General features: G+C 69.4%; 20 protein-coding genes and 1 riboswitch. Of the genes, 10 read left to right on the top strand and 10 right to left on the bottom strand.

Features of this window, described 5'->3' with window-relative positions:
- Positions 1-15 precede the first annotated feature (15 nt).
- The 3 genes from ACZ5Z2_RS02340 to ACZ5Z2_RS02330 all read left to right on the top strand — a co-directional run bounded on the left by ACZ5Z2_RS02340 (position 16) and on the right by ACZ5Z2_RS02330 (position 2,667).
- On the top strand, positions 16-846 hold the full coding sequence (locus ACZ5Z2_RS02340; protein WP_464760375.1) for a 2OG-Fe(II) oxygenase: 831 nt from the start codon (positions 16-18) through the stop codon (positions 844-846).
- A gap of 100 nt (positions 847-946) precedes the next feature.
- Positions 947-1,483 carry an inorganic diphosphatase gene (ppa, locus tag ACZ5Z2_RS02335; protein WP_464760374.1) on the top strand — a complete coding sequence of 179 codons (537 nt, stop codon included), beginning with the start codon at positions 947-949 and terminating at the stop codon, positions 1,481-1,483.
- A 167-nt stretch (positions 1,484-1,650) separates the two neighbouring features.
- Positions 1,651-2,667 carry a zinc-binding alcohol dehydrogenase family protein gene (locus ACZ5Z2_RS02330; RefSeq protein WP_464760373.1) on the top strand — a complete coding sequence of 339 codons (1,017 nt, stop codon included), beginning with the start codon at positions 1,651-1,653 and terminating at the stop codon, positions 2,665-2,667.
- Positions 2,668-2,706: 39 nt separating this feature from the next.
- On the opposite strand, the gene ACZ5Z2_RS02325 is transcribed toward ACZ5Z2_RS02330, so the two are convergent.
- A complete protein-coding gene (locus ACZ5Z2_RS02325; RefSeq protein WP_464760372.1) occupies positions 2,707-3,321 on the bottom strand; it encodes a ferritin-like domain-containing protein in 615 nt (204 codons plus the stop codon).
- Positions 3,322-3,659: 338 nt separating this feature from the next.
- Here ACZ5Z2_RS02325 and lipA point away from each other — a divergent pair, with 338 nt between their 5' ends.
- Positions 3,660-4,502, top strand: coding sequence for a lipoyl synthase (gene lipA / locus ACZ5Z2_RS02320; protein ID WP_464760371.1), 843 nt, complete (start codon positions 3,660-3,662; stop codon positions 4,500-4,502).
- Positions 4,503-4,622: 120 nt separating this feature from the next.
- On the opposite strand, the gene thiC is transcribed toward lipA, so the two are convergent.
- Complete coding sequence (gene thiC, locus ACZ5Z2_RS02315; protein WP_464760370.1) at positions 4,623-6,500, bottom strand: phosphomethylpyrimidine synthase ThiC; 1,878 nt, start codon at positions 6,498-6,500, stop codon at positions 4,623-4,625.
- Between the two features lie 161 nt (positions 6,501-6,661).
- A riboswitch (TPP riboswitch) is annotated at positions 6,662-6,758 on the bottom strand.
- Positions 6,759-6,806: 48 nt separating this feature from the next.
- Positions 6,807-7,457, bottom strand: a complete 651-nt coding sequence (locus ACZ5Z2_RS02310; RefSeq protein WP_464760369.1) for a TetR/AcrR family transcriptional regulator — start codon at positions 7,455-7,457, stop codon at positions 6,807-6,809.
- A gap of 240 nt (positions 7,458-7,697) precedes the next feature.
- Here ACZ5Z2_RS02310 and ACZ5Z2_RS02305 point away from each other — a divergent pair, with 240 nt between their 5' ends.
- Both ACZ5Z2_RS02305 and ACZ5Z2_RS02300 read left to right on the top strand, forming a co-directional pair.
- Positions 7,698-8,342, top strand: coding sequence for a protein-L-isoaspartate O-methyltransferase family protein (locus ACZ5Z2_RS02305; protein ID WP_464760368.1), 645 nt, complete (start codon positions 7,698-7,700; stop codon positions 8,340-8,342).
- A gap of 37 nt (positions 8,343-8,379) precedes the next feature.
- A complete protein-coding gene (locus ACZ5Z2_RS02300; RefSeq protein ID WP_464760367.1) occupies positions 8,380-9,729 on the top strand; it encodes a TolC family outer membrane protein in 1,350 nt (449 codons plus the stop codon).
- Between the two features lie 54 nt (positions 9,730-9,783).
- Here the strand turns inward: ACZ5Z2_RS02300 and waaA are convergent, their stop codons facing one another.
- Positions 9,784-11,058 (bottom strand): lipid IV(A) 3-deoxy-D-manno-octulosonic acid transferase, encoded by a 1,275-nt coding sequence (gene waaA, locus ACZ5Z2_RS02295; protein ID WP_464760366.1) that lies wholly within the window; start codon positions 11,056-11,058, stop codon positions 9,784-9,786.
- A gap of 64 nt (positions 11,059-11,122) precedes the next feature.
- On the opposite strand from waaA, the gene lpxL reads away from it, so the two are divergent.
- Positions 11,123-12,049, top strand: coding sequence for an LpxL/LpxP family Kdo(2)-lipid IV(A) lauroyl/palmitoleoyl acyltransferase (gene lpxL, locus ACZ5Z2_RS02290; protein ID WP_464760365.1), 927 nt, complete (start codon positions 11,123-11,125; stop codon positions 12,047-12,049).
- A gap of 79 nt (positions 12,050-12,128) precedes the next feature.
- Entirely contained in the window at positions 12,129-13,034 is a 906-nt protein-coding gene (locus ACZ5Z2_RS02285) for a VirK/YbjX family protein (RefSeq protein WP_464760364.1), read from the top strand.
- On the opposite strand, the gene ACZ5Z2_RS02280 is transcribed toward ACZ5Z2_RS02285, so the two are convergent.
- The 5 genes from ACZ5Z2_RS02280 to ACZ5Z2_RS02260 form a co-directional block, all read right to left on the bottom strand.
- Entirely contained in the window at positions 13,031-13,789 is a 759-nt protein-coding gene (locus ACZ5Z2_RS02280) for a glycosyltransferase family 2 protein (protein ID WP_464760363.1), read from the bottom strand. The genes ACZ5Z2_RS02285 and ACZ5Z2_RS02280 overlap by 4 nt on opposite strands.
- On the bottom strand, positions 13,779-15,107 hold the full coding sequence (locus tag ACZ5Z2_RS02275; protein WP_464760362.1) for an O-antigen ligase family protein: 1,329 nt from the start codon (positions 15,105-15,107) through the stop codon (positions 13,779-13,781). Before ACZ5Z2_RS02275 ends, ACZ5Z2_RS02280 begins: the two co-directional genes overlap by 11 nt.
- Positions 15,108-15,156: 49 nt before the next feature.
- Positions 15,157-16,284: a glycosyltransferase gene (locus ACZ5Z2_RS02270; RefSeq protein ID WP_464761647.1), complete on the bottom strand. Its 1,128-nt coding sequence runs from the start codon at positions 16,282-16,284 to the stop codon at positions 15,157-15,159.
- Between the two features lie 93 nt (positions 16,285-16,377).
- A complete protein-coding gene (locus ACZ5Z2_RS02265) occupies positions 16,378-16,575 on the bottom strand; it encodes a zinc-finger domain-containing protein (RefSeq protein ID WP_464760361.1) in 198 nt (65 codons plus the stop codon).
- Between the two features lie 160 nt (positions 16,576-16,735).
- The gene (locus ACZ5Z2_RS02260) at positions 16,736-17,317 is read right to left on the bottom strand and encodes a YceI family protein (protein ID WP_464760360.1); all 582 of its coding nucleotides are present in this window, start codon (positions 17,315-17,317) and stop codon (positions 16,736-16,738) included.
- Positions 17,318-17,463: 146 nt separating this feature from the next.
- Between ACZ5Z2_RS02260 and ACZ5Z2_RS02255 the strand changes: the two genes are divergently transcribed.
- The gene (locus ACZ5Z2_RS02255) at positions 17,464-18,432 is read left to right on the top strand and encodes a mitochondrial fission ELM1 family protein (protein WP_464760359.1); all 969 of its coding nucleotides are present in this window, start codon (positions 17,464-17,466) and stop codon (positions 18,430-18,432) included.
- Between the two features lie 21 nt (positions 18,433-18,453).
- Here the strand turns inward: ACZ5Z2_RS02255 and glnE are convergent, their stop codons facing one another.
- Entirely contained in the window at positions 18,454-21,294 is a 2,841-nt protein-coding gene (gene glnE, locus ACZ5Z2_RS02250; RefSeq protein WP_464760358.1) for a bifunctional [glutamate--ammonia ligase]-adenylyl-L-tyrosine phosphorylase/[glutamate--ammonia-ligase] adenylyltransferase, read from the bottom strand.
- Positions 21,295-21,708: 414 nt separating this feature from the next.
- Here glnE and ACZ5Z2_RS02245 point away from each other — a divergent pair, with 414 nt between their 5' ends.
- Entirely contained in the window at positions 21,709-23,607 is a 1,899-nt protein-coding gene (locus tag ACZ5Z2_RS02245) for an LTA synthase family protein (RefSeq protein ID WP_464760357.1), read from the top strand.
- Positions 23,608-23,613: the final 6 nt, after the last annotated feature.

Genomic DNA, 23,613 nt, shown 5'->3' with positions numbered 1-23,613 from the left:
GACTTGCCGCGCATCATGAGCATACGCAACACCATCAGCCCCGAACTCCGCGAATGGGTGCTCGCCACCAGTCGAGCCGGCCACAGCCCGCATGCCGTGGTCGAACTGATGCGCTCGCACGGCTACGACCCGCGACAGAGCCGCAGCATCGTGGCCGAAGTGCTGAATCTGCCACCGGCTGCCCTGCTTGCGGACGCTCCGGCACCGAACGGCCGCCGCACCCGGCACCCCGAGCCGCCGCTGGCGAAGGCCGGCGACCGTGAAGTGCGCGTCTCCTTGAGCATGGACAAACCCGCATTGCGCGTGCTCGACGGCCTGCTGACCGGCGAGGAATGCGACGAGCTGATCGCGCTGGCACGCCCGCGCCTGGCACGCGCGCTCACCGTGGACGCGAGCGGCGGGCAGCAGGTGGATCACCGGCGCACCAGCGTGGGCATGTTCTTCAAGCTGGGCGAACTGCCGCTGGTGGCGCGGCTCGAACAGCGCATCGCCGGACTGTTCGACGTTCCGGCGAGCCACGGCGAAGGGCTGCAGATCCTGCACTACCTGCCCGGCCAGGAATACCAGCCGCACTTCGACTGGTTCGATCCCGACCAGCCCGGCTACGCCACCATCACCGCGCGCGGTGGCCAGCGCATCGCCAGCGTGGTGATGTACCTCAACACGCCCGAGGCCGGCGGCGGCACCGCCTTCCCCGAGGTCGGCCTCACCGTGACGGCGCTGCGCGGTTCGGCCGTCTATTTCGCCTACGAGGGCGGCGACGCCAGTTCGCTGCATGCCGGGCTGCCGGTGCTGCGCGGCGAGAAGTGGATCGCCACCAAGTGGCTGCGCGAGCGGCCTTACTGAGCCGTTCCGCATCGGCATTCAGCGCCTGCTGCTGCATCGCAACAGCCAGTGGCGTATCCTTGCCGGCTTTCTCCCTCCAAAAATCGCGCAAGGAATCCCCATGGGTCTGCATCTGGTGCCCGCCGGCCGCAACGTGCCGGACGAAATCAACGTCATCATCGAAATCCCCAAGGATGCCGAGCCGGTCAAGTACGAGGTGGACAAGGAGTCGGGCGCGATCTTCGTCGACCGCATCCTGTCCACGCCGATGCGCTACCCCTGCAACTACGGCTACGTGCCGGGCACGCTGGGCGGCGACGGCGATCCGCTGGACGTGCTGGTGATCCTGCCGCTGCCGCTGACCGTGGGTTCGGTGATCCGCTGCCAGCCGGTCGGCATGCTGAAGATGACCGACGAGGCCGGCAGCGACGAGAAGCTGCTGGCGATCCCCTCGCCCAAGGTGTTCCCCGGTTACGCCCACATCAGCGACATCAAGGGCGTGTCGCCGCACTGGCTGGAGCGCATCGGCCACTTCTTCGAGCACTACAAGGATCTGGAGAAGGGCAAGTGGGTGAAGGTGGAAGGCTGGGAAGGCGCCGATTCGGCGAAGGCCGAGATCGTCGCCGGCGTGGAGCGCTACAAGGCATCCAAGGCCTGACCGCACGCATGACGACGGCGCGCCGCCTCGCAGCGGCGCGCCGTTTTTTTATGCCTGCCGCCAACGCAGGCCACCGGATGCGAACGTCTTGCGCCTCGCCGGCGGCTGCGCTGCGCAAACACGCATGGCATGGGCCTATCCTTCCTTCATCCCCATGGAGGCATGCCATGAAAGCCGTCGCCCTCACCCGTTACCTGCCCATCACCGATCCCGAATCGCTGTTGGACGTGGAATTGCCGAAACCCGCACCGGGAACCCACGACCTGCTGGTGCGCGTGGAGGCCGTGTCGGTGAACCCGGTCGACACCAAGATCCGCGCGCCCAAGCCGCAGGTCGAAACGCAGCCGAAGGTGCTTGGCTACGACGCAGCCGGCGTGGTCGAGGCCGTGGGTAATGATGCTCAGGGATTCAAACCCGGCGACCGCGTGTACTACGCCGGCGACGTCACGCGCGCGGGCAGCAACGCGGAGTTCCAGCTGGTCGACGCGCGGCTCGCTGCGATGATGCCGCGCTCGCTGGACTTCGCCGGCGCCGCCGCGCTGCCGCTGGTGGCGATCACCGCCTGGGAACTGCTGTTCCAGCGCATGCCGTTCGACAGCGAGCGCGGCGGCGAAAGCAAGTCGTTGCTGGTGATCGCGGGTGCGGGCGGCGTGGGTTCCATCGCCATCCAGCTTGCGCGCCGCGCGGGCTTCAGCGTGATCGCCACCGCCTCGCGCACCGAAAGCGCCGACTGGTGCCGCGCCATGGGCGCACGGCACGTCATCGACCATCGCCAACTGCTAGCCCCGCAACTCGCCGCACTGGGTTTTGCGCAGGTCGATGCCGCGCTCAACCTCGCCGATACCGACCGCTACTGGGACGACCTCGGCGAACTGCTGGCGCCGCAAGGGCACGTGGGCCTGATCGTGGAACCGAAGGGCGCATTGAAGATCGGCGACCCGTACAAGGCCAAGTGCATCGGCATCCACTGGGAGCTCATGTTCGCGCGCCCGCGCTTCCGCACGCCGGACATGGCCGAGCAGGGCCGCATCCTCGCGCGCGTGGCGCAACTCATCGACACCGGCGAACTGAAGGGCATCCGCCGCGACACGCTTGCGCCGATCAACGCCGCGAACCTGCGCGAGGCGCATCGCCGGCTGGAATCGGGCACCGGCATCGGCAAGCTGGTGCTGGCCGGCTGGTAGCCGCCGTCCGCAACGGGCGGGCGCAACCCGGGCGAGGGATCAGGCCCGCTTGCGCCCGGCGCCCTTCTTGCCGGACGGCTTGCGCGCAGGCGCCGGCTTGGCCGGCTCGCCCTTCTTGCCCAGTTGCTCCAGCAGGGTATTCATGTCCTCGGCGTGCTCCTCCTCCATCGCCAGGATGCCTTCCAGCATGCGGCGGGTGGTGGGGTCGGCCGTGCCAACGTAGTCGATCATCTCGCGGTAGCTGTCGATGGCGATGCGCTCGGCCACCAGGTCTTCCTTGATCATGTCCACGATGTCCTCGCCTTCCACGTAGTCGGCATGGCTGCGCGCGGCCAGCCCCTCGGGCGAGAAATCGGGCTTGCCGTCGAGCTGGGTGATGCGCTCGGCGATCAGGTCGGCGTGGCCCTGCTCCTCGTTCGCGTGCTGCAGGAATTCCGCCTTGATCGCCTGCGAGTGGATGCCCGAAGCCGCGTAGTAGTGGTACTTGTAGCGCAGCACGCAGACGATCTCGGTGGCCAGCGCGTGGTTGAGCAGCTTCACCACGGTGGCGCGGTCGGCCTTGTAGCCCGCAGTCATCGCCCCCTTGTCGATGTCCTGGCGCGCACGCTTGCGGATGGCTGCGATGTCGCTGGCGAAGGGCTTGGCTTTGGACATGGCTGGCTCCTGTGGAAACGTCGACGCATCGGCCGGCAAGGAGCTCCAGCCTAGGTACGCGGATGGAAAAAACGGGTGAAGGCAGCGCGGCGCGTTCGCCGCCGCGGATCGGTTCCTCACCCGCATGCGCCATCCGCCCGGATCCACGTCAGGGCACCGCACGGCATACGGCGGGAGACTGGATGCACTCCCCATCAACGTTTCCATGCCCGGCACTCCCAGCGTTCCCGACGGCAGCAAGTTCGCCAGTCCCCAAGGCACCCGCACAGTCAAGGGCGGCATCCGCCCCAACGCGGCCACCGGCAAGCCGGACGCGGATCGCGCCGCCATGGCTGCGCGTGCGCCTGCCCGGCGGCGCGCAGTACGAGGCCGTCGCCGACATCGTGCGCACGCACCAGCTCAATACCGTGTGCGCCGAGTCCCGCTGCCCCAACATCGCCGAGTGCTGGGGCCGCGGCACCGCCACGCTGATGCTGATGGGCTCGGTGTGCACGCGCGCCTGCAAGTTCTGCGCGGTCAGCACCGGCAACCCGCAAGGCTGGCTCGATCCGCTGGAACCGGCCAAGGTGGCCGACGCAGTGGCGCTGATGGGCCTGAACCACGTGGTGCTCACCTCGGTGGATCGCGACGACCTGAAGGATGGCGGCGCGGCCCACGATGCCGCCTGCACGAAGGCCATCCATCTGCGTTCGCCCGCAACGGCCATGGAGGCGCTCACGCCCGATTTCGCCGGCAACCACGATGCCGTGGCCGCCGTGCTGGACGCGGGCCTGGCCACCTACGCGCAGAACCTGGAAACCGTGCGCCGGCTCACCCACCCAGTGCGCGACCCGCGCGCGGGCTACGAGCAGACGCTGGGCGCACTGGCCTTCGCCAAGCGCCTCGCGCCTCGGACGCTGACCAAGACCAGCCTGATGCTTGGCCTGGGCGAAACCGACGCCGAGATCGAACAGGCGCTGGACGACATGCGCGCCGCCAACGTGGACGTGGTCATGATGGGCCAGTACATGCGCCCCAGCCCGCACCACCTGCCGGTCGAACGCTTCGTCGCCCCGGACGAATTCCGCGCCTATCGCGAACTGGCGCTGGGCAAGGGCTTCGTGGAAGCGGTCGCCGGGCCGCTGGTGCGTTCGAGCTATCGCGCCGAACACGTGCTGGAGCGCAACAACCCGGGCCTGTGACCCACGTGCGGCGGGCCGCGCCGCATCCCCGCGCTGACGCTGCATGGCGCGCGCCGCTCCGAAACGGGTGCGGCGCGATTCCATCGGGCGTGCCGGTACCGGCACGCCACGCCGGCCAAGTCAGGCCTTGCGGTACACCTCGGCACCCTGCGCGCGGAACTCGGCGGCCTTCTCGGCCATGCCTTCGGCCAGCGCCTCGGTTTCGCCGGTGCCGTGTTCGGCGGCGTAGTCGCGCACGTCCTGGGTGATCTTCATCGAGCAGAACTTGGGGCCGCACATCGAGCAGAAGTGCGCGCTCTTGTGCGCGTCCTTGGGCAGCGTCTCGTCGTGGAATTCCTTGGCCTTCTCGGGATCGAGACCTAGGTTGAACTGGTCGTCCCAGCGGAACTCGAAGCGCGCCTTGCTGAGCGCGTTGTCGCGCACCTGCGCGCCCGGATGGCCCTTGGCCAAGTCGGCCGCGTGCGCGGCGATCTTGTAGGCGATGATGCCGTCGCGCACGTCCTGCTTGTTCGGCAGGCCCAAGTGTTCCTTCGGCGTGACGTAGCAGAGCATGGCGGTGCCGAACCAGCCGATCATCGCCGCGCCGATCGCGCTGGTGATGTGGTCGTAGCCCGGCGCGATGTCGGTGGTGAGCGGCCCCAGCGTGTAGAACGGCGCCTCGCCGCACTTCTCCAGCTGGCGATCCATGTTCTCCTTGATCAGCTGCATCGGCACGTGGCCGGGGCCTTCGATCATGGTCTGCACGTCGTGCTTCCAGGCGATTTGCGTCAGCTCGCCCAGCGTGTCCAGCTCGCCGAACTGCGCCGCGTCGTTGGCGTCGGCCACGCAGCCGGGGCGCAGGCCGTCGCCGAGGCTGAAGGACACGTCGTACGCCTTCATGATCTCGCAGATGTCCTCGAAGTGCGTGTAGAGGAAGTTCTCCTTGTGGTGCGCCAGGCACCACTTCGCCATGATCGAGCCGCCGCGCGAGACGATGCCGGTGACGCGCTTCGCGGTGAGCGGCACGAAGCGCAGCAGCACGCCGGCGTGGATGGTGAAGTAGTCCACGCCCTGCTCGGCCTGCTCGATGAGCGTGTCGCGGAACAGCTCCCAGGTCAGCTCCTCGGCCACGCCGCCGACCTTTTCCAGCGCCTGGTAGATCGGCACCGTGCCGATCGGCACCGGCGAGTTGCGCAGGATCCATTCGCGCGTCTCGTGGATGTGCTTGCCGGTGGAGAGATCCATCACCGTGTCGCCGCCCCAACGGATCGACCACACCATCTTCTCGACTTCCTCGGCGATCGACGAGGTGACGGCCGAGTTGCCGATGTTCGCGTTGATCTTGGTGAGGAAGTTGCGGCCGATGATCATCGGCTCGCTTTCCGGATGGTTGATGTTGGCGGGGATGATCGCCCGGCCGCGTGCCACTTCGTCGCGCACGAATTCCGGCGTGATGAGGCGCGGGATCGCGGCGCCGAAGGACTGCCCCGGATGCTGCACGCGCAGCGCGCTGTCGCCCAGCGCCTCGATCTTCTGGTTCTCGCGGATGGCGATGTATTCCATCTCCGGCGTCACGATGCCGCGGCGCGCGTAGTGCATCTGGGTGACGTTGGCGCCCGCCTTCGCGCGGCGCGGCGTGGGCAGCTGCGGGAAGCGGATCGCGGCCAGCTCCGGCGCGCTCGCGTGGCGGCGGCCGAACTCGGAACTGCGGTCGCCCAGCGCCTCGGTGTCGCCGCGCTCGGCGATCCACGCCGCACGCAACGCGGGCAGGCCGGCGGCCAGATCCACGGCATAGTCCGGATCGGTGTACGGGCCGGAGGTGTCGTAGACGGTGATGGCGGGATTCTTCTCCACGCCGAACATCGCCGGCGTGTCGGCCTGCGCGATCTCGCGCAGCGGCACGCGCAGGTCGGCGCGGTTGCCTTGCGCATGGATCTTGCGCGATCCGGGAATCGGCCGCGTCACCGCGGCGGAGAGTTCCTGCGCGGCGCGCGCGAGGTCGGACGGCAAGGCATTCATGGGTTGGCTCCGGCTTGGCTTTTTTGAAAAGTCCGCACACGGATGTGCGGTTCTTCGCGAGGGATTCGCACACGACCGCACATGGATGTGCGGGATCCTGCGAATGGATTCGCATGAAGCAACAAAAGCGACGGCGCCAAGCGCACGACAGGACAAGCACCGCGTCGTGCGGCGAAGCTCCCTCCACCGGTGCTAACCGGATCAGGTTCGAAGGGACTCTCTCAGCCGGCCGTTGCGCCGGCACCCCCGCTTCTGGAATGGCTATTCAAGCACGAAGCGGGGACTGGCCGCGAGTGCGGCCACCGTTCAGCGCGGCGCGTAGGCGCGCAGGAAGGTGACCACGCCGGCGCGGGCGGTGGCCTCGATCTCGGCGGCGTAGCTCTCGCTGCAGTCCACGCAGCCGAACATGCGGCGCATGAACAGGTCGCCCTTGATGAGGGCGAAGAACTGCACGCAGGCGCGCGGCACGTCGTCGATGGCGAGCTGGCCGGCATCGACCGCCTGCTGCAGCAGGCGCTCCATCAGGCCGTGCGTGCGCAGGGTGCCTTCCTCCCACAGCAGCCGGCCGAAGCGCGGGTTGCCCTGGCGGCAATCGCCCAGGATGGCGCGGAAGGTGCCCACGGTCTCAACGTCGCAATCGAGCCGCGCATGGATCAGCGCCACGCGCAGCAGGATCTGCTCGATCGTGGCGTGCGGATCGTAGTCGTAGGTGTTCTCGGGCAGCAGATCCTCGACGCGAGCGCGGATCACCTCGCGGAACAGGTTGTCCTTGTCGCCGAAGTGGCTGTAGACGGTGAGCTTGGAGACGCCGGCCTCGGCGGCGATGGCGTCCATGCTGGTGCCGGCGAAGGCGTTGCGGATGAACAGCGCCTTGGCCGCCGCGAGGATGGCCGCGCGTTTCTCCAAGTCTTTCGGTCGCCCCGGCCCCTGCGACCTGACCGGCGAGATGCTGCTCATGACTACGCCTTCCCAAAGCAATGCGAGAACTTTATTATACGCACTGGTTTACTTATTTCCAGCTACACGGCAGGCAAAGTGTCCGCGGACACGCATTCCGGCATGACTAGCGTCATCGCCTGCCGGTGACTTCCGGCACTTCGTGGCGCGTCGTGCCGGCCGCACCCTAGTCGTTGTCGAGGCAAGGCCAAGCCCTTATCCTTTCAGGTCTTTTTCGACACTCACGGAATCCTTGCAGACATGGCGATGAACTTCGAACAGGCGCGGGCAAACATGGTGGAAAACCAGGTGCGCCCCTGGGAAGTGCTGAACGCCCGCGTGCTGGACACGCTGGGCCGCGTGCGGCGCGAGGACTTCGTCGCCCCCGAGCACCGCCAGCTCGCCTTCGCCGACCTGTGCCTGCCGCTGGGCCACGGCGAGGTGATGATGAAACCGGTGCTGGAAGGCCGCGTGCTGCAGGCGCTGGATCTGCAGGGCAACGAGCGCGTGCTGGAAATCGGCACCGGCTCGGGCTTCCTCACCGCCTGCCTGGCTGGGCTTGCCGCCGAGGTGGCCAGCGTGGACATCCACGCCGATTTCGTCGCCGTCGCGGGTCAACGCCTGCAGGCCGCGGGCGTTGCCAACGCGAAGCTGCACACCGGCGAAGCCGTGAACGACTGGCAGCCGGAAGGCCAGTTCGACGTGGTGGTCGCCACCGGCGCCGTGGCCAGCGTGCCGCCGCGCTGGATGGGCTGGCTGAAGCCGGGTGGCCGCCTGCTGGCGATCCGCGGCGAGTCGCCCGTGCAGCAGATGGCGATGATCACCCGCGAGGGCGAGGAAAACCTGCTCGAAACCGATCTGCCCTACCTCGTGCACGCCGCGCCATCGCCGCGCTTCGTGCTCTGAGCCCCCATTGCCCTCTCCGATCCCCACGAGGCACCTCATGCGTTTGAAGCTGCTCACCTTGGCACTGGCCTTGGCCGCCGTCTCGCTGCCCAGCCATGGCGAAGACCTGCTGGATGCCTACCGCGACGCGCGCGCCAACGACCCGGTGCTGGCACAGGCCGACGCCACCCGCCTCGCCACCGGCGAAGGCGTGAATCAGGCTCGCGCACTGCTGCTGCCGCAGATCAACGGCAGCCTCTCGCTGAGCCAGGCCACCGGCGGCGGCGGCAGCCGCATCCAGGATCCGGGCAACCCCAACCAGTTCATCAGCACCAGCACGTTCGGCCACAGCCGCACGCGCAGCCTCAGCGCCGACCTCAGCCAGACCGTGTTCGACTTCGCGAAGTACGCCAACCTCAAGTCGGCGCACGCCTCGGCGAACGCCCAGGACGAAACCTACCAGGCCGCCCTGCAGAACCTGTTCGTGCGCGTGGCCGCGGCCTACTTCACCGTGCTCACCGACGAGGATCAGCTCACCTACGCCAAGGCCAACGAGGACTCGTACAAGCAGCAGTACGACCAGTCCAACCAGCGCTACAAGGTGGGCCTGTCGGCGATCACCGACGTCTACCAGGCCAAGAGCTACTACGAGGGCGCCAAGGCGCAGACCATCGCCGCGCAGAACACGCTGGACAACGACCGCGAGGCGCTCAGCCAGATCACCGGCAAGCCCACCGGCACGCTTAAGAAGCTGCGCGACGACCTGCCGATGGGCGCGCCCGATCCCTCCGACCCGAACGCATGGGTGCAGCAGGCGCTGGCCAACAACCCCAGCCTGCTGGCGCAGGTGCAGAACGTGAAGGCCGCCGACGAGAACGTCACCGCGGCGCGCGCCGGCCACCTGCCCACGATCACCGCCAGCGTGAGCTACGGCAAGAACGCGAGCTGGTACGAGAACGCGGCGATCCACTCCAACACGCCGTCGCAGACCACGGTGGGGCTGACGCTCAACGTGCCGATCTTCTCCGGCGGCCTCACCCAGTCGCAGGTGCGCCAGTCGATCTACAACCGCGACGCCGCGCAGGATTCGATGGAAATCGAGCGGCGCCAGGTAAAGGCGAACACGCTGAACTACTACCGCTCGGTGCTGGCCGGCATCAGCCAGGTGGAGTCGGGCAAGGCCGCGGTGGACTCTGCGCAGAAGGCGCTGGACGCCACCCGCGCCGGCTTCGACGTGGGCACGCAGACCATGGTCAACGTGCTGCTGGCGATCCAGACCCTGACGCAGGCGGAGAGCAGCTACTCGCAATCGCGCCACCAGCTGGTGCTGAACCGCCTGCTGCTGAAGCAGAGCGCCGGCACCGCCAGCCTAGGCGACATGCAGAGCATCAACGCGCTGCTGCAGTAAGCGCCGCGCAGAGCACGCAACGAAGGCCGGGCTCTTTGCCCGGCCTTCGTCGTTTCACCCTTGCAGCTGCGTGGCGATCAGCTGCATCAGGCGGCCCACCGCGCCGCGCTCGCGCTCGAACACCTGCTGCGCCGCCCGTCCCATCGCGCGGCGACGCGCGTCGTCGCGCAGCAGCTGCAGCACCGCGCCCCCCAGTGCCCCGCTCTCCGGCACGCGCAGCGCACCGCCCTGTTCGATCAGGCTGGCGGTGATTTCCTCGAAGTTGAAGGTATGCGGCCCTACCAGCACCGGCGTGCCCAGCGACGCCGGCTCCAGCACGTTGTGGCCGCCGATCGGCACCAGGCTGCCGCCCACGAAGGCCAATCCCGCCGCGGCATAGAACGGCATCAGCTGGCCCATCGCGTCGATCACGAACACCTGGTTCGATGGCGCCGGGCCGCCGTCCGCGCCATAGGTGCCCGCAGCGAAACCCAGGCTGCGCACGGCATGCTCCACCGGGCGGAAGCGCTCGGGATGACGCGGCGCGATCAGCAGCAGCGCGTCCGGCAAGTGCCTGAGCACCTCCAGGTGCGCCTCCAGCACCGCCTGCTCTTCGCCCTCGTGGGTGCTGGCGGCGATCCACACCGGCCGCTGCGCGCCCCAGCGCTCGCGCAGGCGCGCGCCGGCCGACGGCGCATCCCGCGGCACCGGCATGTCGTACTTGAGGTTGCCGCAGACCAGCACGCGCGCGCTCGGCGCGCCGATCAGGCGATAGCGTGCCGCGTCGCTGTGCGACTGCGCGGCGATCAGGTTCACGCACCCCAGCGCCGCGCGCACCATGCCGCGCAGCGGCCGCGGCCGATAGCCCCGCACCGAGCGCTCGGACAGGCGCGCGTTGACGATCATCAGCGGGATGCCGCGACGCTTGCAGGCGAAGTACAGGTTCGGCCAGATCTCGGTTTCCACGATCAGCGCCAAGCGCGGGCGCACCCCGGCGAGGAAGCGGTTCACCGCGTACGGCAGGTCGTACGGCAGGTAGACGTGGAAAACGCTGTCGCCGAACAGCTGCTGCACGCGTGCGGTGCCGGTGGGCGTCACCGTGGTCACCACCAAGGGCGCGTCCGGGTAATTGCGCTTGAGCGCCTTTATCAACGGCTCGGCTGCGTTCACCTCGCCCACCGACACCGCATGCACCCACAGGCTGTCGCGCAGCTCCGGCGGCGCCTTGAAAAAGCCGAAGCGCTCGGCCCAGCGCCAGTAGTACGGCCTCGACCGGAAGCCGCGCAGCGCCAGCCGCAGCACGATCAGCGGCGTCACCAGATACATCGCGAGGGTGTATAGGAAGCGCAAGGCAAGCTCCAGAGACAGCGCCCGAGTATACGGGCCGCCGGTGGCCGTCCATTACAATTCGCGGATGCCAGGCACTCCCCGTCCCGACTTCCAGCGCGCCCTGCTCGCGCCCCGCCATTGGCCGGCCTGGATCGGCGTGGCCGCGATCAAACTGGTGGCGCTGTTGCCGTACCGCGCGCGGATGGCGCTGGGACGCGCACTGGGCGCGCTGATCGCACGGATTCCGTCCGCACGGCGGCCGGTGGCGCGGGTCAACATCGCGCTGTGCTTCCCCGAACTCGACGCCGGTTCGCAGGCCGCCTTGGTCGATGCCCATCTGCGCGACCTCGGCCTGATGCTGATGGAATTCGCGCTGGGCTGGCTGGGCTCCGATCGCGCCGTTGGAAGCGTGCCGGTGACCATCGAAGGCCTGGAACACCTTGAGGCCGCCCGCGCGCAGGGGCGCGGCGTGCTGCTGGTGGGCGGCCACTTCTCGCACCTGGAACTGTGCGCACGGCTGGTGTCGCGGCGCATTCGCATCGCCGGCATGTACCGCAGAATGGATTCGGCGGTGTTCGAATGGGTGGTGCTGCGCGCGCGCCTCGGCTACGCCAACGCGATGTTCGACAAGGACGACATCCGTGGCACGGTGAAATACCTGCGCAACGGCGGCACGCTGTGGTACGCGCCCGACCAGGACATGCGCAGCAAGGACAGCGTGTTCGTGCCGTTCTTCGGCGTGCCCGCCGCCACCATCACCGCCACGCACCACCTGGCGCGCCTGTCCGGCGCCGCGGTGATCCCGTTCTTTCATCACCGCCTGCCCGACGGCAGCGGCTACGCGCTGCGCCTCGGCGCGCCGCTGGACGATTTCCCCGGCGCGAGCGCGGAAGACGACACCGCACGCGTCAACGCCTGCATCGAGCAGATGGTGCGCGAGGCGCCCGAGCAATACCTGTGGGTGCACAAGCGCTTCAAGACCCGTCCGCCCGGATCGCCGCCGGTGTACTGAACACCGGTTCGACGAATCTGAAAGCTGACGCAAAGGTAGCGCCCCCATCATGCGCGGGTCGTTCCCACGGCTCATGGACATGCGCAATTTTCTGCGTTCGCTGCAAGGTCGCACGGATTGGCGTGGCGGCGTACCCAAGCGTTCGATGTACGCCGTCAAGTACGCGATGCGCAGCCTGCGCCATCGCTCGCTGCACGCGGCATGGCTCGATTTCATCTACGGCGAGCCGCGCATGCGCGCGATGCTGGCGCACGACCCGCGCCTGCTGGAACGGCCGCAGCACGACTACATCAACCGCCAGCTCGACGCCGCAGCTGGCTACGCCATCGTGCGCAGCCATTACGACTACGTGCTGGCGCATTTCCCGGCGGCCATGGTCGAACGGATCTACCAGCATGGGCGCTGCCCAGTCGGCACGCTGCCGCTGAAAGACGGCGATACGCTGTCGGTGGAACTGCGCCGGCCCACCGGGCGCGGACGCGAAGGCGAACTGGCGCTGTACCTGCTCGATGCGCAAGGCCGCGCGTTGTCCTCCGCCATCTTCACGTTCGCCGACAACGGCCGCCGCCTGCTGCTGGGATGCCTGCAGGGCGCCGCCGCCGAACTCGGCCGCGACGCGGTGCGCGCCCTGACCAGGCAATGCCACGGCCTTCGCCCGAAGAACCTGCTGCTGTCGATGCTGCTCGGCCTTGCCGAATGCATCGGCGCCGAGCGCGTCTCCGGCGTGTGCAACGCGGCCCACCCATTCGCCGGACAGGCCGACAAGATCAAGGCCGACTACGACAGCTTCTGGCTGGAATGCGAAGGCGTGGCGGGCAGCGACGGCTTCTACGAACTGCCGCCGCGCGAGCCGCAGCGCGACATCGCCGCCGTGGAGAGCAAGCACCGTTCCGCCTTCCGCAAGCGCGAGGCGCTGCGCTGCGAGGCCGCCGCGCTGCTGCCGCGGGCGCTCGGTCGTGCGCAACCGCTGGCGCTGGCCGGCTAGCCGCGCATCCTCCGCCGCGCCTCGTACAACTTCGCGTATTTCAGGAATACGTAGTTCGCGCCCACCACGCTGGCGATGAAGCCCGCCCAGCCGTTGAGGAAGTAGCGCTTGAACAGATACTGGCGCAGGAAGAACAGCGGCGGGTAAAGCACCATGCGCAGCCCGGCGAAGCGCTGGCGGCGGCGCAGCTTGTGCGCCACCAGCGCGCTCGAATAGCGGTTGATCCGCTCGATGCGGCTGGCGATGTCGGGGTCGCTGTCGTTGACGAAGTCGGCGCGCCACAGCGTCTTCACCGGGCCGTCGACCTCCATCGCCGCGTGTACCTCCACGTCGTTCATGCGGCCGCGGCGGCGGTCGTACAGGCGCAGGTGCGCGTTGCGCCAGCTCCACGGGTGCTGCACCGTCCAGAACATGCGCTCGCGCCGCGGCAGGCGGAAACCGGCGTGCCGCGGGTTTGTCAGCGCGCGCTCGATCACCGCGCGGCTGGCCGGCGAAAGCACCTCGTCGGCGTCGAGGTTGAGAATCCAGTCGTGGCTGGCCATGTCGATGGCGCGCTGCTTCTGCGGGCCGAACTCGTCGAACGGATGCGTGGCCACGCGCGCGCCATGGCGCCGCGCGATGGCCAGCGTGTCGTCGCCGGAGCCGGAGTCCAGCACCACGATCTCGTCGGCCCAATCCACGCCCGCGAGGCAGGCGTCCAGCGTGGCCGCGTTGTTCAGGGTGATCACCACCACCGACAGCATCTCACGCGTCATCGGACGCCTCCCGGAGGAAGGGCTTCTTTGAGGAGTCCGGCAAGGATGCCGGGCTTTGCTCTGCCGGCAGGGATGCCGGCACAAACAGACTGCTGCACCAAAGCCCGAGCAGCCACGCGAACAGCAGCCCCCACCACGCCGAATAGAAGGCCAGGTGGGTGTTCAGCGGGAACAGCATCACGCCCAGCGCCACGCTGGCCGGGAACGCGCGTGCGCGCGCCGCCGCATCCGCGCGCCGCCATGCGCGCCACGCCAGCGCCGCGCCGGCCAGCCACAACGCCAGGCCGATGCCGCCGGTTTCGGTGAGGATTTCCAGCACGAGCTGGTGCGCATGGCAGGCGCCCTCGCCCACGCCGCAGGACTCGGCCACCACGAAGTGGTCGTCGGCCGGCGCGAACTGCGGATAGGCGTAGCGGAACGCACGCACGCCCACGCCGTTCCACGGATGCGCCGCGATCATCTTCAGGCTGTCGTGCCAGATCTCCAGCCGTCCGGTCAGCGCCTCGTCCAGCCCGCGATGCGTGCCGTGCAGCGCGTCCAGCGTGCGCTGCATGCGCGCATCGAAACGGTAAGACACGCGCCACGCGATGCCCCCGGCCACGGCTAACGCCACCGCACCCAGCACGCAATACAACGCGAAGCGCCGCCACGAGTTCGCTTCGCGCCAGGCGAATGCCAGCGCCACCAGGCCATAGCACAGCCACGCCGCGCGCGAACCGGCCAGCAGCACCGGCCCCAGCAGCAGCAGGAAGGCGGCCACCAGCCCGCCGATGCCCCAGCGCCGCCGCGCCGCCCACAACGCGAACGGCGACAGCACCGCCAGCGTGGGCCCCAGCTTGAGGTTGCGCGCGCCGAAGATGCCGGAGAGGCGTTCCGCCTCGGCATGCCCGCCCAGGCTCCAGCCGGTGAACGCCTGCACCCATGCGTCCAGCGCCCACCACGCCAGCACGCCGGCCACGGCCAGGTACAGGGCTTCGAGCTTGGCGCCGCGACGGATGGCGAAGCAGGCATACAGGCCCAGCGGCAGGTAGCGCAGCAGCGCGGCCACCGTGCCCCAGCTCTTGCCCGGCGCGACCGAATCGACGGCCGACAACAGCGCCGCGCCGATGTATGCCGCCAGCAGCCACAGCAACAGGCGCGCGCCGGGATGGCCTTGCAGTGCGCGCGGTTCGCGCACGAACAGCAGGATCACGCCCAGCAGGCACAGGAAGGTGCCGAGCTCGCTGCTGCGCCCGAACGGCAGCAGCGCGACCACCAGCCAGAACGGCAGCAGCGGCGAGAGCAAGGCGGATTTGAGGGATTCGACTGCGGAGGCCATGCGGGAACCGGGTCGGCGGCGACCCCGCATTGTAGGCGAGTCGCGCGGATCAGCCCGCGACCACTTCCCCGTACAGCGCCAGCGTGGCCTGCTGCATGTCGGCCAGGCGGTACGACTGCAGCATCGGGATCGGCGGCGCCACGCGCAGCAGTTCGGCGGCGCGCTCCACCAGCCGTTCGCGGTCGCCCGCCGGCACGCGGCCGGCGGGATACAGCTCGGCCAGCAGCTCGCCCACGCCGCCGTGCGCGTAGCCCAGCACCGGCCGGCACAGCGACAGCGCCTCGATCACGGTGCGGCCGAAGGACTCGGGCTTGTTCGACAGTTGCAGGATCAGGCTGGAAACCGCGTAGATGTCGCGCACGTCGCTGCGCGGCGGCGCCAGCACCGCCTGCGATTCCACGCCGCGCTCGCGGATCAGCGCGCGCAGTTCCTCCACGTAGGCCTCGCGGCCCGGCTCGACCACGCCCAGCAGCAGCAGGCGCGCGTCGATGCCGCGGCGCTTGAGGTCGGCCAGCAGCTCGATGGCGTCATGGTGCCCCTTCAGCCGCGAAGCGCGGCCCGGCAGGGTGAGCAGGGGCGCACCGGCCAGCGCGGGGTATTCGGCAAAGAAGTCGCGCGTCCACGCCTCGTCCGGGCGATGGCCGTAGGGAAAGGCCTCGGGATCGATGCCGCGCGGGATCACCCGCACGCGGCCCGGCTCCAGCCAGCGGTAATGGCCGAGCACGTAGTCGCGCAGGGTTTGCGAAACCACGATCACCCGCTCGCCGCGCAGCAGGATGGCGCTGTAGCGGCCCGGCGAGTTGAGCCCGTGCACGGTGGTGACGAAATGCGGGCGCCGCGGCAGCCCCTTCAGCGCCCACCAGCCCAGCCATGCCGGCAGGCGCGAACGCGCGTGCACGATGTCGGGCTGGATCTCGCGCAGATGCCGGCGCAGCGCGCCGAGCCGGAACAGCGTGGCCGGCGATTTGCGGCCGATGTCCAGCGCGATGTGCTCGCTGCCCTCGGCCACCAGTTGTTGCGCCAGCCGGCCGCCCGCCGAGATCACCACCGAGCGGTGCCCCGCCTGCACCAGCGCGCGCGCGACTTCCAGCGCGGATCGCTCCGCGCCGCCGGACTGCAGCGCGGGGATCAGCTGGACAACGGTCAAGCGCGGTGTGGTCTTGGCGCCACCGGACATGGTTCCTGCCTGCGGGCCTGCATCCTGATGCAAGAGTTTCATGTTGCGATCCAAGCAAGAAAAGTGCCGCAGGCAGGCTGAACCTGCCCCTACTCAGTCGCGCAGCACGTAATGCGCGCCGCAATAGGCACAAACCGACTCGCCGCCGTCGTCCACGATGGGCAGATACACCTTGGGATGCGAATTCCACAGCGCCATGCCCGGCATCGGACAGGACAACGGCAGGTCGCTGCGCGTCACTTCGTAACGATTTTCGGCATTCGCCGGGATGGGCGCGACAGAGGCGGGCATGGGGGTGGCTCCGAACGGGATGCGAGGCCCGGCATGGTAACAGGCCGCTTCGCGCCGGCAGCAAGAATCCCTCCCCGGACGGCCCGCACCCCCTCCAGGCGACGGCCACGAAAAAGCCCGCGCCGTCGCCGGCGCGGGCCTCGGCTTTTCCCCAGGGGGATTACTGCTTCGGCACTTCGGCCTCGGTGGTGATGCGCACCTTGATCTCGTCGCTCACCATCGGCACGTACGCGCCCATGCCGAAGTCGGAACGCTTCAGCGTGGCAGTGGCGTCGAAACCGATCGCCTGCACCTTCATCATCGGATGCGGGCCGATCTTGTTCAGCGTGGCGTCCAGCGTCACCGGCTTGGTAACGCCGTGCACGGTGAGGTTGCCGGTCACCTTGAAGTGGGTGGCGTCCACCGGCACCACGCGGGTGCTCTTGAAGGTCACGACGGGGTACTTGGCGGCATCGAAGAAGTCGGCCTTCTTCAGGTGCTCGTCCAGCGCCGGCACGTGGGTGTCGAGGCCGCTCAGCGGCAAGGTCACCTCCACCGAGGACTTGGCAGGATCCTGCTGGTCGAACACCAGCGTGCCTTCGCCCAGGCCGAGGTCGGCGGTGGGGTTGGAATAGCCGAAGTGATTCCAGCTGAACAGCACCATGGTGTGGCCGGGATCCATCTTGTAGGTGACCGGGCTGGCCTGGACGGTGGCCGCGGCGCCGAGCAGGCCAGCGATCAGGATGCAACGAAACATGCGCATTGGGGTTCTCCGCGACAGTGGAAGGTGCAAACGAGAGCCGTAAGCCGAGCGTTCGCCGTTATGCTGACCCAGTGTATGGGCAAGCCGCCGGACGATAAACGCGATCAGGCGCAACGCAGCGTGTACGGAAAGGAAACAATCGCCGCATGTCGCCCCTGAGGCAAGAATGCTGGGCCATCACCGACGCCGCCGCGGGCAACCAGCGGCAGGCGCTGGCGCTGGCCGAGCGGATGGGCCTGCCGGTGCGCCACCTGGTGCTGGAGCCGCGCGCGCCATGGTCGTGGCTGGCGCCGCGCCTCGCGCTGGGCGGCGCCATGGCCTTGCCGGCGGAACAGCGTGCGCAGTTCGCGCCGCCCTGGCCGCGGCTCGCCATCGGCTGCGGGCGCGCCGCCGCCCTGTTCACCCGCATGCTGCGGCGCTTGTCGCACGGGCGATGCCATGCCGTGCAGATCCTCGATCCACGCATCGACCCGATGCATTGGGACACCGTGATCGCGCCGCGCCACGACCAGCTCGCCGGCCCCAACGTGCTCACCCCGCTGGGTTCGCTGAACCCGGTGGACGATGCGTGGCTGGCCGATGGCCGCGACGCCTGCCCCAGCTTCGAAGCCTTGCCGCAACCGCGCGTCGGCGTACTGCTGGGCGGCCCGCGCAAGCCACTGGCGCTGGATGCGGGTTACGCGCGCGAACTCGCCGCGCGCCTGCTCGCCCGCCGGGAACGCGAAGGCGGCAGCCTACTGGCGCTGGCCTCGCGGCGCACGCCGCCGGAAGCGCTGGCGATCTTCCGCGAGATGCTGGCCGATGTGCCGGGTCTGGTGTGGAGCGGCCCCGACGACGGCCGCAATCCCTACCCCGGCGTGCTGGGCTGGGCGGATCGGCTGGTGGTCACGCCCGATTCGGTCAACATGCTCAGCGAGGCCTGTGCCGTGGGCTGCGCCGTGCACACCCACGCCGCCGCGCCGCTGCCGGACAAGATCGCGCGCTTCCACCACGCGCTGCGCGAACGCGGCCTGCTGCACGACGTCGATGCCGTTGCGCCCGCGCGCCAGCAGCCGTTGCGCGAAACCGCCGCGATCGCCGCGGAACTGTGGCGCCGCATGGGCGGGCAGCCATAAGCGCGATGCCCTGGATCGCGCTCACGCGAACACGAAGCCCAGCGACTCCGTCACGGCCACCACCTCGCCGCACAGCGCCTCCAGCTCCGCGTCGCGCGGCGCGATGCGCGGGCGCAGATCCAGCGTGCAGGTCAGTGCGCGGCGCAGCAGTTCGACGTGCGCCACGGAAAGGATCGCGACCTGGTTGGCATCCAGCAGTCCCGCCACGCGGCAGGCCTCGAGCAGCGCCGTGTTGGACGTGGCGCCAAGCAGCACCGGATGCCGCGTGGCATGCGCCAGCACCAGGCCCTGCAGCGCGAACTCGATGTCGAGCAGCGCGCCCCGACCCTGCTTGAGGTCGAGCTTCGCCGCATCGGAACGGTCGCGCTCGGCGCGCCAGCGGCGGCGCATCTCGCCCACTTCGGCCAGCACCCGTGCCGGCTCGCGATGCACGCCGAGGATGTCGCGGCGCACCGTCGCCAGCGACGCGCCCAGCGCGGCATCGCCGGCCACCGGGCGCGCGCGCAGCAGGGCCTGGTGTTCCCACGTCCACGCGCGGCTCTGCTGGTAGGCGATGAAGGCATCGAGGCTGCCTACCAGCAGGCCCTTGGAACCGTCCGGGCGCAGGCGCGTGTCCACCTCGTACAGGCGACCGGCGCGGGTGGACACGGTGAGCCAGTTCATCACGCGCTGGGCAAGCCGCTGGTACCAGCGCGCGCCTTCGATCGGCCGCGCGCCGTCGCTCATCGCCTGCGCGCGCTTGCCGTCGTAGACGAACACCAGGTCGAGGTCGGAAGCGAAGCCCAGCTCCTCGCCGCCAAGGCTGCCGTAGCCCAGCACGGCGAAGCCGGAACCCTGGCCCGGCAGCCGGCCATGCTGGGCCACCAGCTCGCGCTCGGCCAGCGCGGTGACCGCGCCCACCACCGACTCGGCCAGCGCCGCGAGCCTGCGCGCGGTGGCCGCCGCGTCGGCGCGGCCGTCGTTGAAGGCCAGGCCGAGCCGGAACGCGGTGGAGGACTGGAACTCGTTGATGCGCTCCAGTTCCGCTTCCGCCTCGCGCTCCTCCAGCGTGGCCAGCACGCGGGCGATCTCGGCGGCGATGTCGGCGCGCTTCAGCGGCAGCTGGTCGATGCGCGGGTCGAGCACGTCGTCCAGCAGCAGCGGCTGCGCGATCACCTGTTCGGCGAGCAGGGCGCTGTCGGCGAACAGCGCGGCCAGGCGCTTGCGCGCGGCAGGCTGCTCCTCCAGCAGGGCGAGATAGGACGAACGCCGCGCCACCGCCTGGGTGAGCCGGCACAGGCGCAGCAGGCAGGGCACCGGCGCCTTGCCGCCGCGTGCGGCGGCGATCAGTTGCGGCATCAGGTGATCCAGCCGTTCGCGCGAACGCGCCGACATCGCGCGCACCGCACCGCCCTGCGGCAGCTTGGCCAGCGCGTCGGCCGCCTCCGCGCCCGGCACGAAGCCGCTGGCCTCCAGCATGCCCGCATCCAGCGTCTCGGCGCAGGCGGCCTGCCACAGCGCGGCGTCCGCCGCCGGCACGCGCGCGCCGCGCCCGCCTTGCGGCATCAGCACGGCGGCAAATTCGTTGGCGACGATCTCGCGGTGTTTCGCCAGTTCCACCGCCAGCGGCTCCCATGCCGGCCAGTCCAGCCCGAACGCGATGCGCTCGCGGCTCAGCGCGTCGTCGGGGATGTCGTGGGTCTGCGCGTCGCGCAGCATCTGCACGCGGTTTTCCAGCCGGCGCAGGAACACGTAGGCCTCGCGCAGCACCTTGGCACGCGCGGCCGGAATGTGGCCGCGCGCCTCGCATGCGGCCAGCGCCGGCAGCAGGCCGCGCACGCGCAGGGACGGCTCGCGGCCGCCGCGGATCAGCTGCACCAGCTGCACGATGAACTCGATCTCGCGGATGCCGCCAGCGCCGAGCTTGAGGTTGTCGGAAAGATCCTTGCGCGCCACTTCCGCGTCGATCAGCGCCTTCATCTCGCGCAGGCCGGCGAACGCGGTGTAGTCGAGGTACTTGCGGTAGATGAAGGGCCGCAGCAGTTCCGAAAGTTGCTTGCCGGCGGCGCGGTCGCCGGCCACCGGACGCGCCTTGATCCAGGCGTAGCGCTCCCAGTCGCGGCCCTCGCGCTGGTAGTACTGCTCCATCGCGGAGAACGACAGCGCCAGCCGCCCCGCGTTGCCGAACGGGCGCAGGCGCAGGTCGACGCGTGCGCAGATGCCGTCCACCGTGGGCTCGCCCAGCAGGCGCACCAGTTGCCGGCCCAGGCGCACGAAGTACTCGCCGTTGTCGAGCACGCGCGCGCCATCGCTCTCGCCGCCGTGCGGGTACGCCAGCACCAGGTCGATGTCGGAGGAGAAGTTCAGCTCGGCGCCGCCCAGCTTGCCGAAGCCCACCACCACCAGCCGCTGGCGCTCGCCCTCGCGGCTGCGCGGCTGGCCGTAGCGCTCGGCCAGCGCGCGTTCGCTCCAGCCCAGCGCGGCTTCCAGCAGCACCTCGTACAGCACGCTGGTGGCGGACAGGGTTTCCGGCAGCTCGTCCAGACCGTTGACGTCGCGGAACACCAGCCGCAGCGCCTCGGCGTGGCGGAAGCGGCGCAGCGCGGCCAGCGTCGGCGCCTCGTCCACAGGCAGCTTCAGCGCCTCGATGCGCGCGGCGGCGTCGGCGTTCGAGCGCAGGCGCTCCAATCCCGCGGGCGACAGCAGCGCGGGCTGGGCGCGCCAGGCCTCGAAGGCGAAATCGCTGGCCGCCAGTGTGCGGCGGATGCGCTCGGCCACGCCGGCATCGTCGTGCAGGGGCACGCCGGCGGCGCGGCAGCGTGCGGCCAGTTCGGCATAGCGGTCGTCGACCAGGGCGCGCAGCTCGGAGGATTCGTGGGGCATGCCTGAATTGTGCCGCAGCGGCGGCGCACGCGCCCGTACACCGTTTGCCGCCTCGATACGTTGCCGAAAGCGTGTCCGGGCAACACTCGATTCATGTCGCCCTGATTACTGTTCCTTGGCGATCGTTTCCGATCGTGAAGATCACGCGGGCGGTCAGCGATGGCCGCACGCTTCAATCACTCCCCTGCGATCATCCGTGATTGCGGGAATCAAACGGGCAGCCATCCGTGGCCGCACGCTTCAACCAGTCCCTTGCAATCGTCCATGATTGCGGAAATCAGACGGGCGGCCATCCGTGGCCGCACTCTTCAACCATTCCCCTGCAATCATCCGTGATTGCGGAAATCAAACGGGCGGCCATCCATGGCCGCACTCTTCAATTCACCGCATGACAACCGAGTTCCCGGTTTCGCCATGACTCCAGCCGCCGCCTCGCCTTCCACTTTCCGCCGCACGGCTTCGCGCATCGCGCTGGTTTTCGCGATGACGCTGCTGTTCGTGCTGCTCACCGGCCTGCTCGACGGCGGGATGGGCGTGCTGCCGCTGCGCCTGCTGGATCAACCGCGCTTCCCGATCGCCAACGCGTGGCCGGGCCTGCTGTTCGCGGGCCTGCTGCTGGTGATGACGCGCCGGCTGCTGCTGTCGTTCGGGCTGGCCTACCTGCTGCAGGGGCTGATCTACAGCATCAATGCGCTGAAGGTGGCGAACCTGGGCATGCCCTTGCTGCCGGCGGATTTCCGCATGGTGGGCCAGTTGCGCAAGGGCGGCTTCCATCTGCTGGCCGGCTACCTGCCGCACAGCCCGTGGCCATACCTGGCGCTGCTCGCGGGCGTGCTGATCCTGGTGGCGATGTGGCGGCTGGAGCCGCCGCTGTTCGCGCGGCGCACCGGCGGCAAGCGCCTCGTTGCCGGCGGCGCGCTGCTGCTGCTGCTGGGCAGCCTGCTCGGCGGCTGGAGCGGCTGGGCGAAGGTCTACAACGGCCACGTGCTGTGGCTGGAGCCGTGGTCGGCGGCATCCACGCGCACGCATTCCGGCCTCGTCAGCGAACTGACGATGTTCCGCCTGCAGTACGCCCAGAAGAAAGCCAGGCCCGACCGCGCCGTCGCCGAGCAGCTCATCCAGCAATCCGCCGGCGCCCTGCGCCAGAACCTTGCGACGCCGGATGCCGCGGTGCTGCCCGACATCGTGGTGATCCAGAGCGAGTCGTTCTTCGATCCCTCCATCATGAAGGGCTACGCGAACGCCGACCTCACGCCCAACCTGCGACGCCTCGCGCAGCGCGGCACCAGCGGCGCGCTGCACGTGCCCACCTTCGGCGGCGGCACCATCCGCACCGAGTTCGAGATGCTCACCGGGCTGTCGCTGCGCTACTTCGACGCCATGCAGTTCCCCTACCTGCAGATGAACCACAAGCAGGTGCCCAGCCTCGTGCACGTGCTCGACGCGCATGGCTACTCGACGGTGGCGGTGCACGGCAACGACCCCACGTTCTGGAACCGCAACACCGCATTCAAGGCGCTGGGCTTCCAGCGCTTCGTGTCGCAGGCGGATTTCCCGCATGACGCGCCGAACGACGGCAAGTACATGGCTGATAGCGCGATGACCGACGAGATCCTGCGCCAGCTCAAGGACAGCGGCCCGCCGCAGTTCATCTTCGCCATCAGCATCGAAGCGCACGGCCCTTACGACGTCGATCCGAAGGACACCGCCGCGCGCGACGCCATCCCGGTGCCTGCGGACATCGAAGGCAAGGACAAGCTGGAGCTGCAGAACTACCTCTACCACATGCAGCACGCCGATCGCGAACTGGGGCGGCTCGCCGACGCGCTCGCCAAGCGCCAGCGCCCCACCCTGCTGCTGTTCTACGGCGACCACCTGCCCGCGCTCACCGATGTCTACCGCACCGACGGCTTCGTCGACGGCGGCGACATGCTGGCGCAGCCCGGCACCTGGCTGCTGCTCGATCCGCGCGGCGACGCCCGGCCCGTGCGCGAGGACACCGCCGCATGGCTGATGCCCGGCCAGTTGCTGGCCGCCGCCGGCATCCACGACGCCTACTACGCGCTTACCAATCAGCTCGGCCCGCAGCTCGCCGCGCTCACCCGCGCGCCCGGCGCGCCGCAGCCCGACGAGGACGACGCCACCCGCCGGCTCGACCGCTCCATGGCCAGCGTCGAGCAGCTGCGCATGAACGGAAAACTGCAGCCCTTGCTGGCGAAGATCGTGGGCGCGGCGACGCCTGTGCACGCTGCCGACGCGGTGCCCGCAGCGCCCACCCCGACCGTCGCCGCCGGAGTGCAGGCCGCCCACTGAGGCGGG

It is taken from the genome of Rhodanobacter sp. G1 (assembly GCF_055397855.1).
This window is presented reverse-complemented; position numbering and strand designations above follow the sequence as displayed.

Bases quoted from the DNA above. Each gene is read 5' to 3' on its own strand.
- ACZ5Z2_RS02270 (WP_464761647.1), bottom strand. From the start codon at position 16,284: ATGTCCGGTGGCGCCAAGACCACACCGCGCTTGACCGTTGTCCAGCTG.
- ppa (WP_464760374.1), top strand. From the start codon at position 947: ATGGGTCTGCATCTGGTGCCCGCCGGCCGCAACGTGCCGGACGAAATC.
- ACZ5Z2_RS02275 (WP_464760362.1), bottom strand. From the start codon at position 15,107: ATGGCCTCCGCAGTCGAATCCCTCAAATCCGCCTTGCTCTCGCCGCTG.
- ACZ5Z2_RS02340 (WP_464760375.1), top strand. From the start codon at position 16: ATGAGCATACGCAACACCATCAGCCCCGAACTCCGCGAATGGGTGCTC.
- ACZ5Z2_RS02260 (WP_464760360.1), bottom strand. From the start codon at position 17,317: ATGCGCATGTTTCGTTGCATCCTGATCGCTGGCCTGCTCGGCGCCGCG.
- thiC (WP_464760370.1), bottom strand. From the start codon at position 6,500: ATGAATGCCTTGCCGTCCGACCTCGCGCGCGCCGCGCAGGAACTCTCC.
- ACZ5Z2_RS02285 (WP_464760364.1), top strand. From the start codon at position 12,129: ATGCGCAATTTTCTGCGTTCGCTGCAAGGTCGCACGGATTGGCGTGGC.
- ACZ5Z2_RS02330 (WP_464760373.1), top strand. From the start codon at position 1,651: ATGAAAGCCGTCGCCCTCACCCGTTACCTGCCCATCACCGATCCCGAA.
- ACZ5Z2_RS02265 (WP_464760361.1), bottom strand. From the start codon at position 16,575: ATGCCCGCCTCTGTCGCGCCCATCCCGGCGAATGCCGAAAATCGTTAC.
- glnE (WP_464760358.1), bottom strand. From the start codon at position 21,294: ATGCCCCACGAATCCTCCGAGCTGCGCGCCCTGGTCGACGACCGCTAT.
- ACZ5Z2_RS02245 (WP_464760357.1), top strand. From the start codon at position 21,709: ATGACTCCAGCCGCCGCCTCGCCTTCCACTTTCCGCCGCACGGCTTCG.
- ACZ5Z2_RS02255 (WP_464760359.1), top strand. From the start codon at position 17,464: ATGTCGCCCCTGAGGCAAGAATGCTGGGCCATCACCGACGCCGCCGCG.
- ACZ5Z2_RS02300 (WP_464760367.1), top strand. From the start codon at position 8,380: ATGCGTTTGAAGCTGCTCACCTTGGCACTGGCCTTGGCCGCCGTCTCG.
- ACZ5Z2_RS02310 (WP_464760369.1), bottom strand. From the start codon at position 7,457: ATGAGCAGCATCTCGCCGGTCAGGTCGCAGGGGCCGGGGCGACCGAAA.
- ACZ5Z2_RS02305 (WP_464760368.1), top strand. From the start codon at position 7,698: ATGGCGATGAACTTCGAACAGGCGCGGGCAAACATGGTGGAAAACCAG.
- lpxL (WP_464760365.1), top strand. From the start codon at position 11,123: ATGCCAGGCACTCCCCGTCCCGACTTCCAGCGCGCCCTGCTCGCGCCC.
- ACZ5Z2_RS02280 (WP_464760363.1), bottom strand. From the start codon at position 13,789: ATGACGCGTGAGATGCTGTCGGTGGTGGTGATCACCCTGAACAACGCG.
- ACZ5Z2_RS02325 (WP_464760372.1), bottom strand. From the start codon at position 3,321: ATGTCCAAAGCCAAGCCCTTCGCCAGCGACATCGCAGCCATCCGCAAG.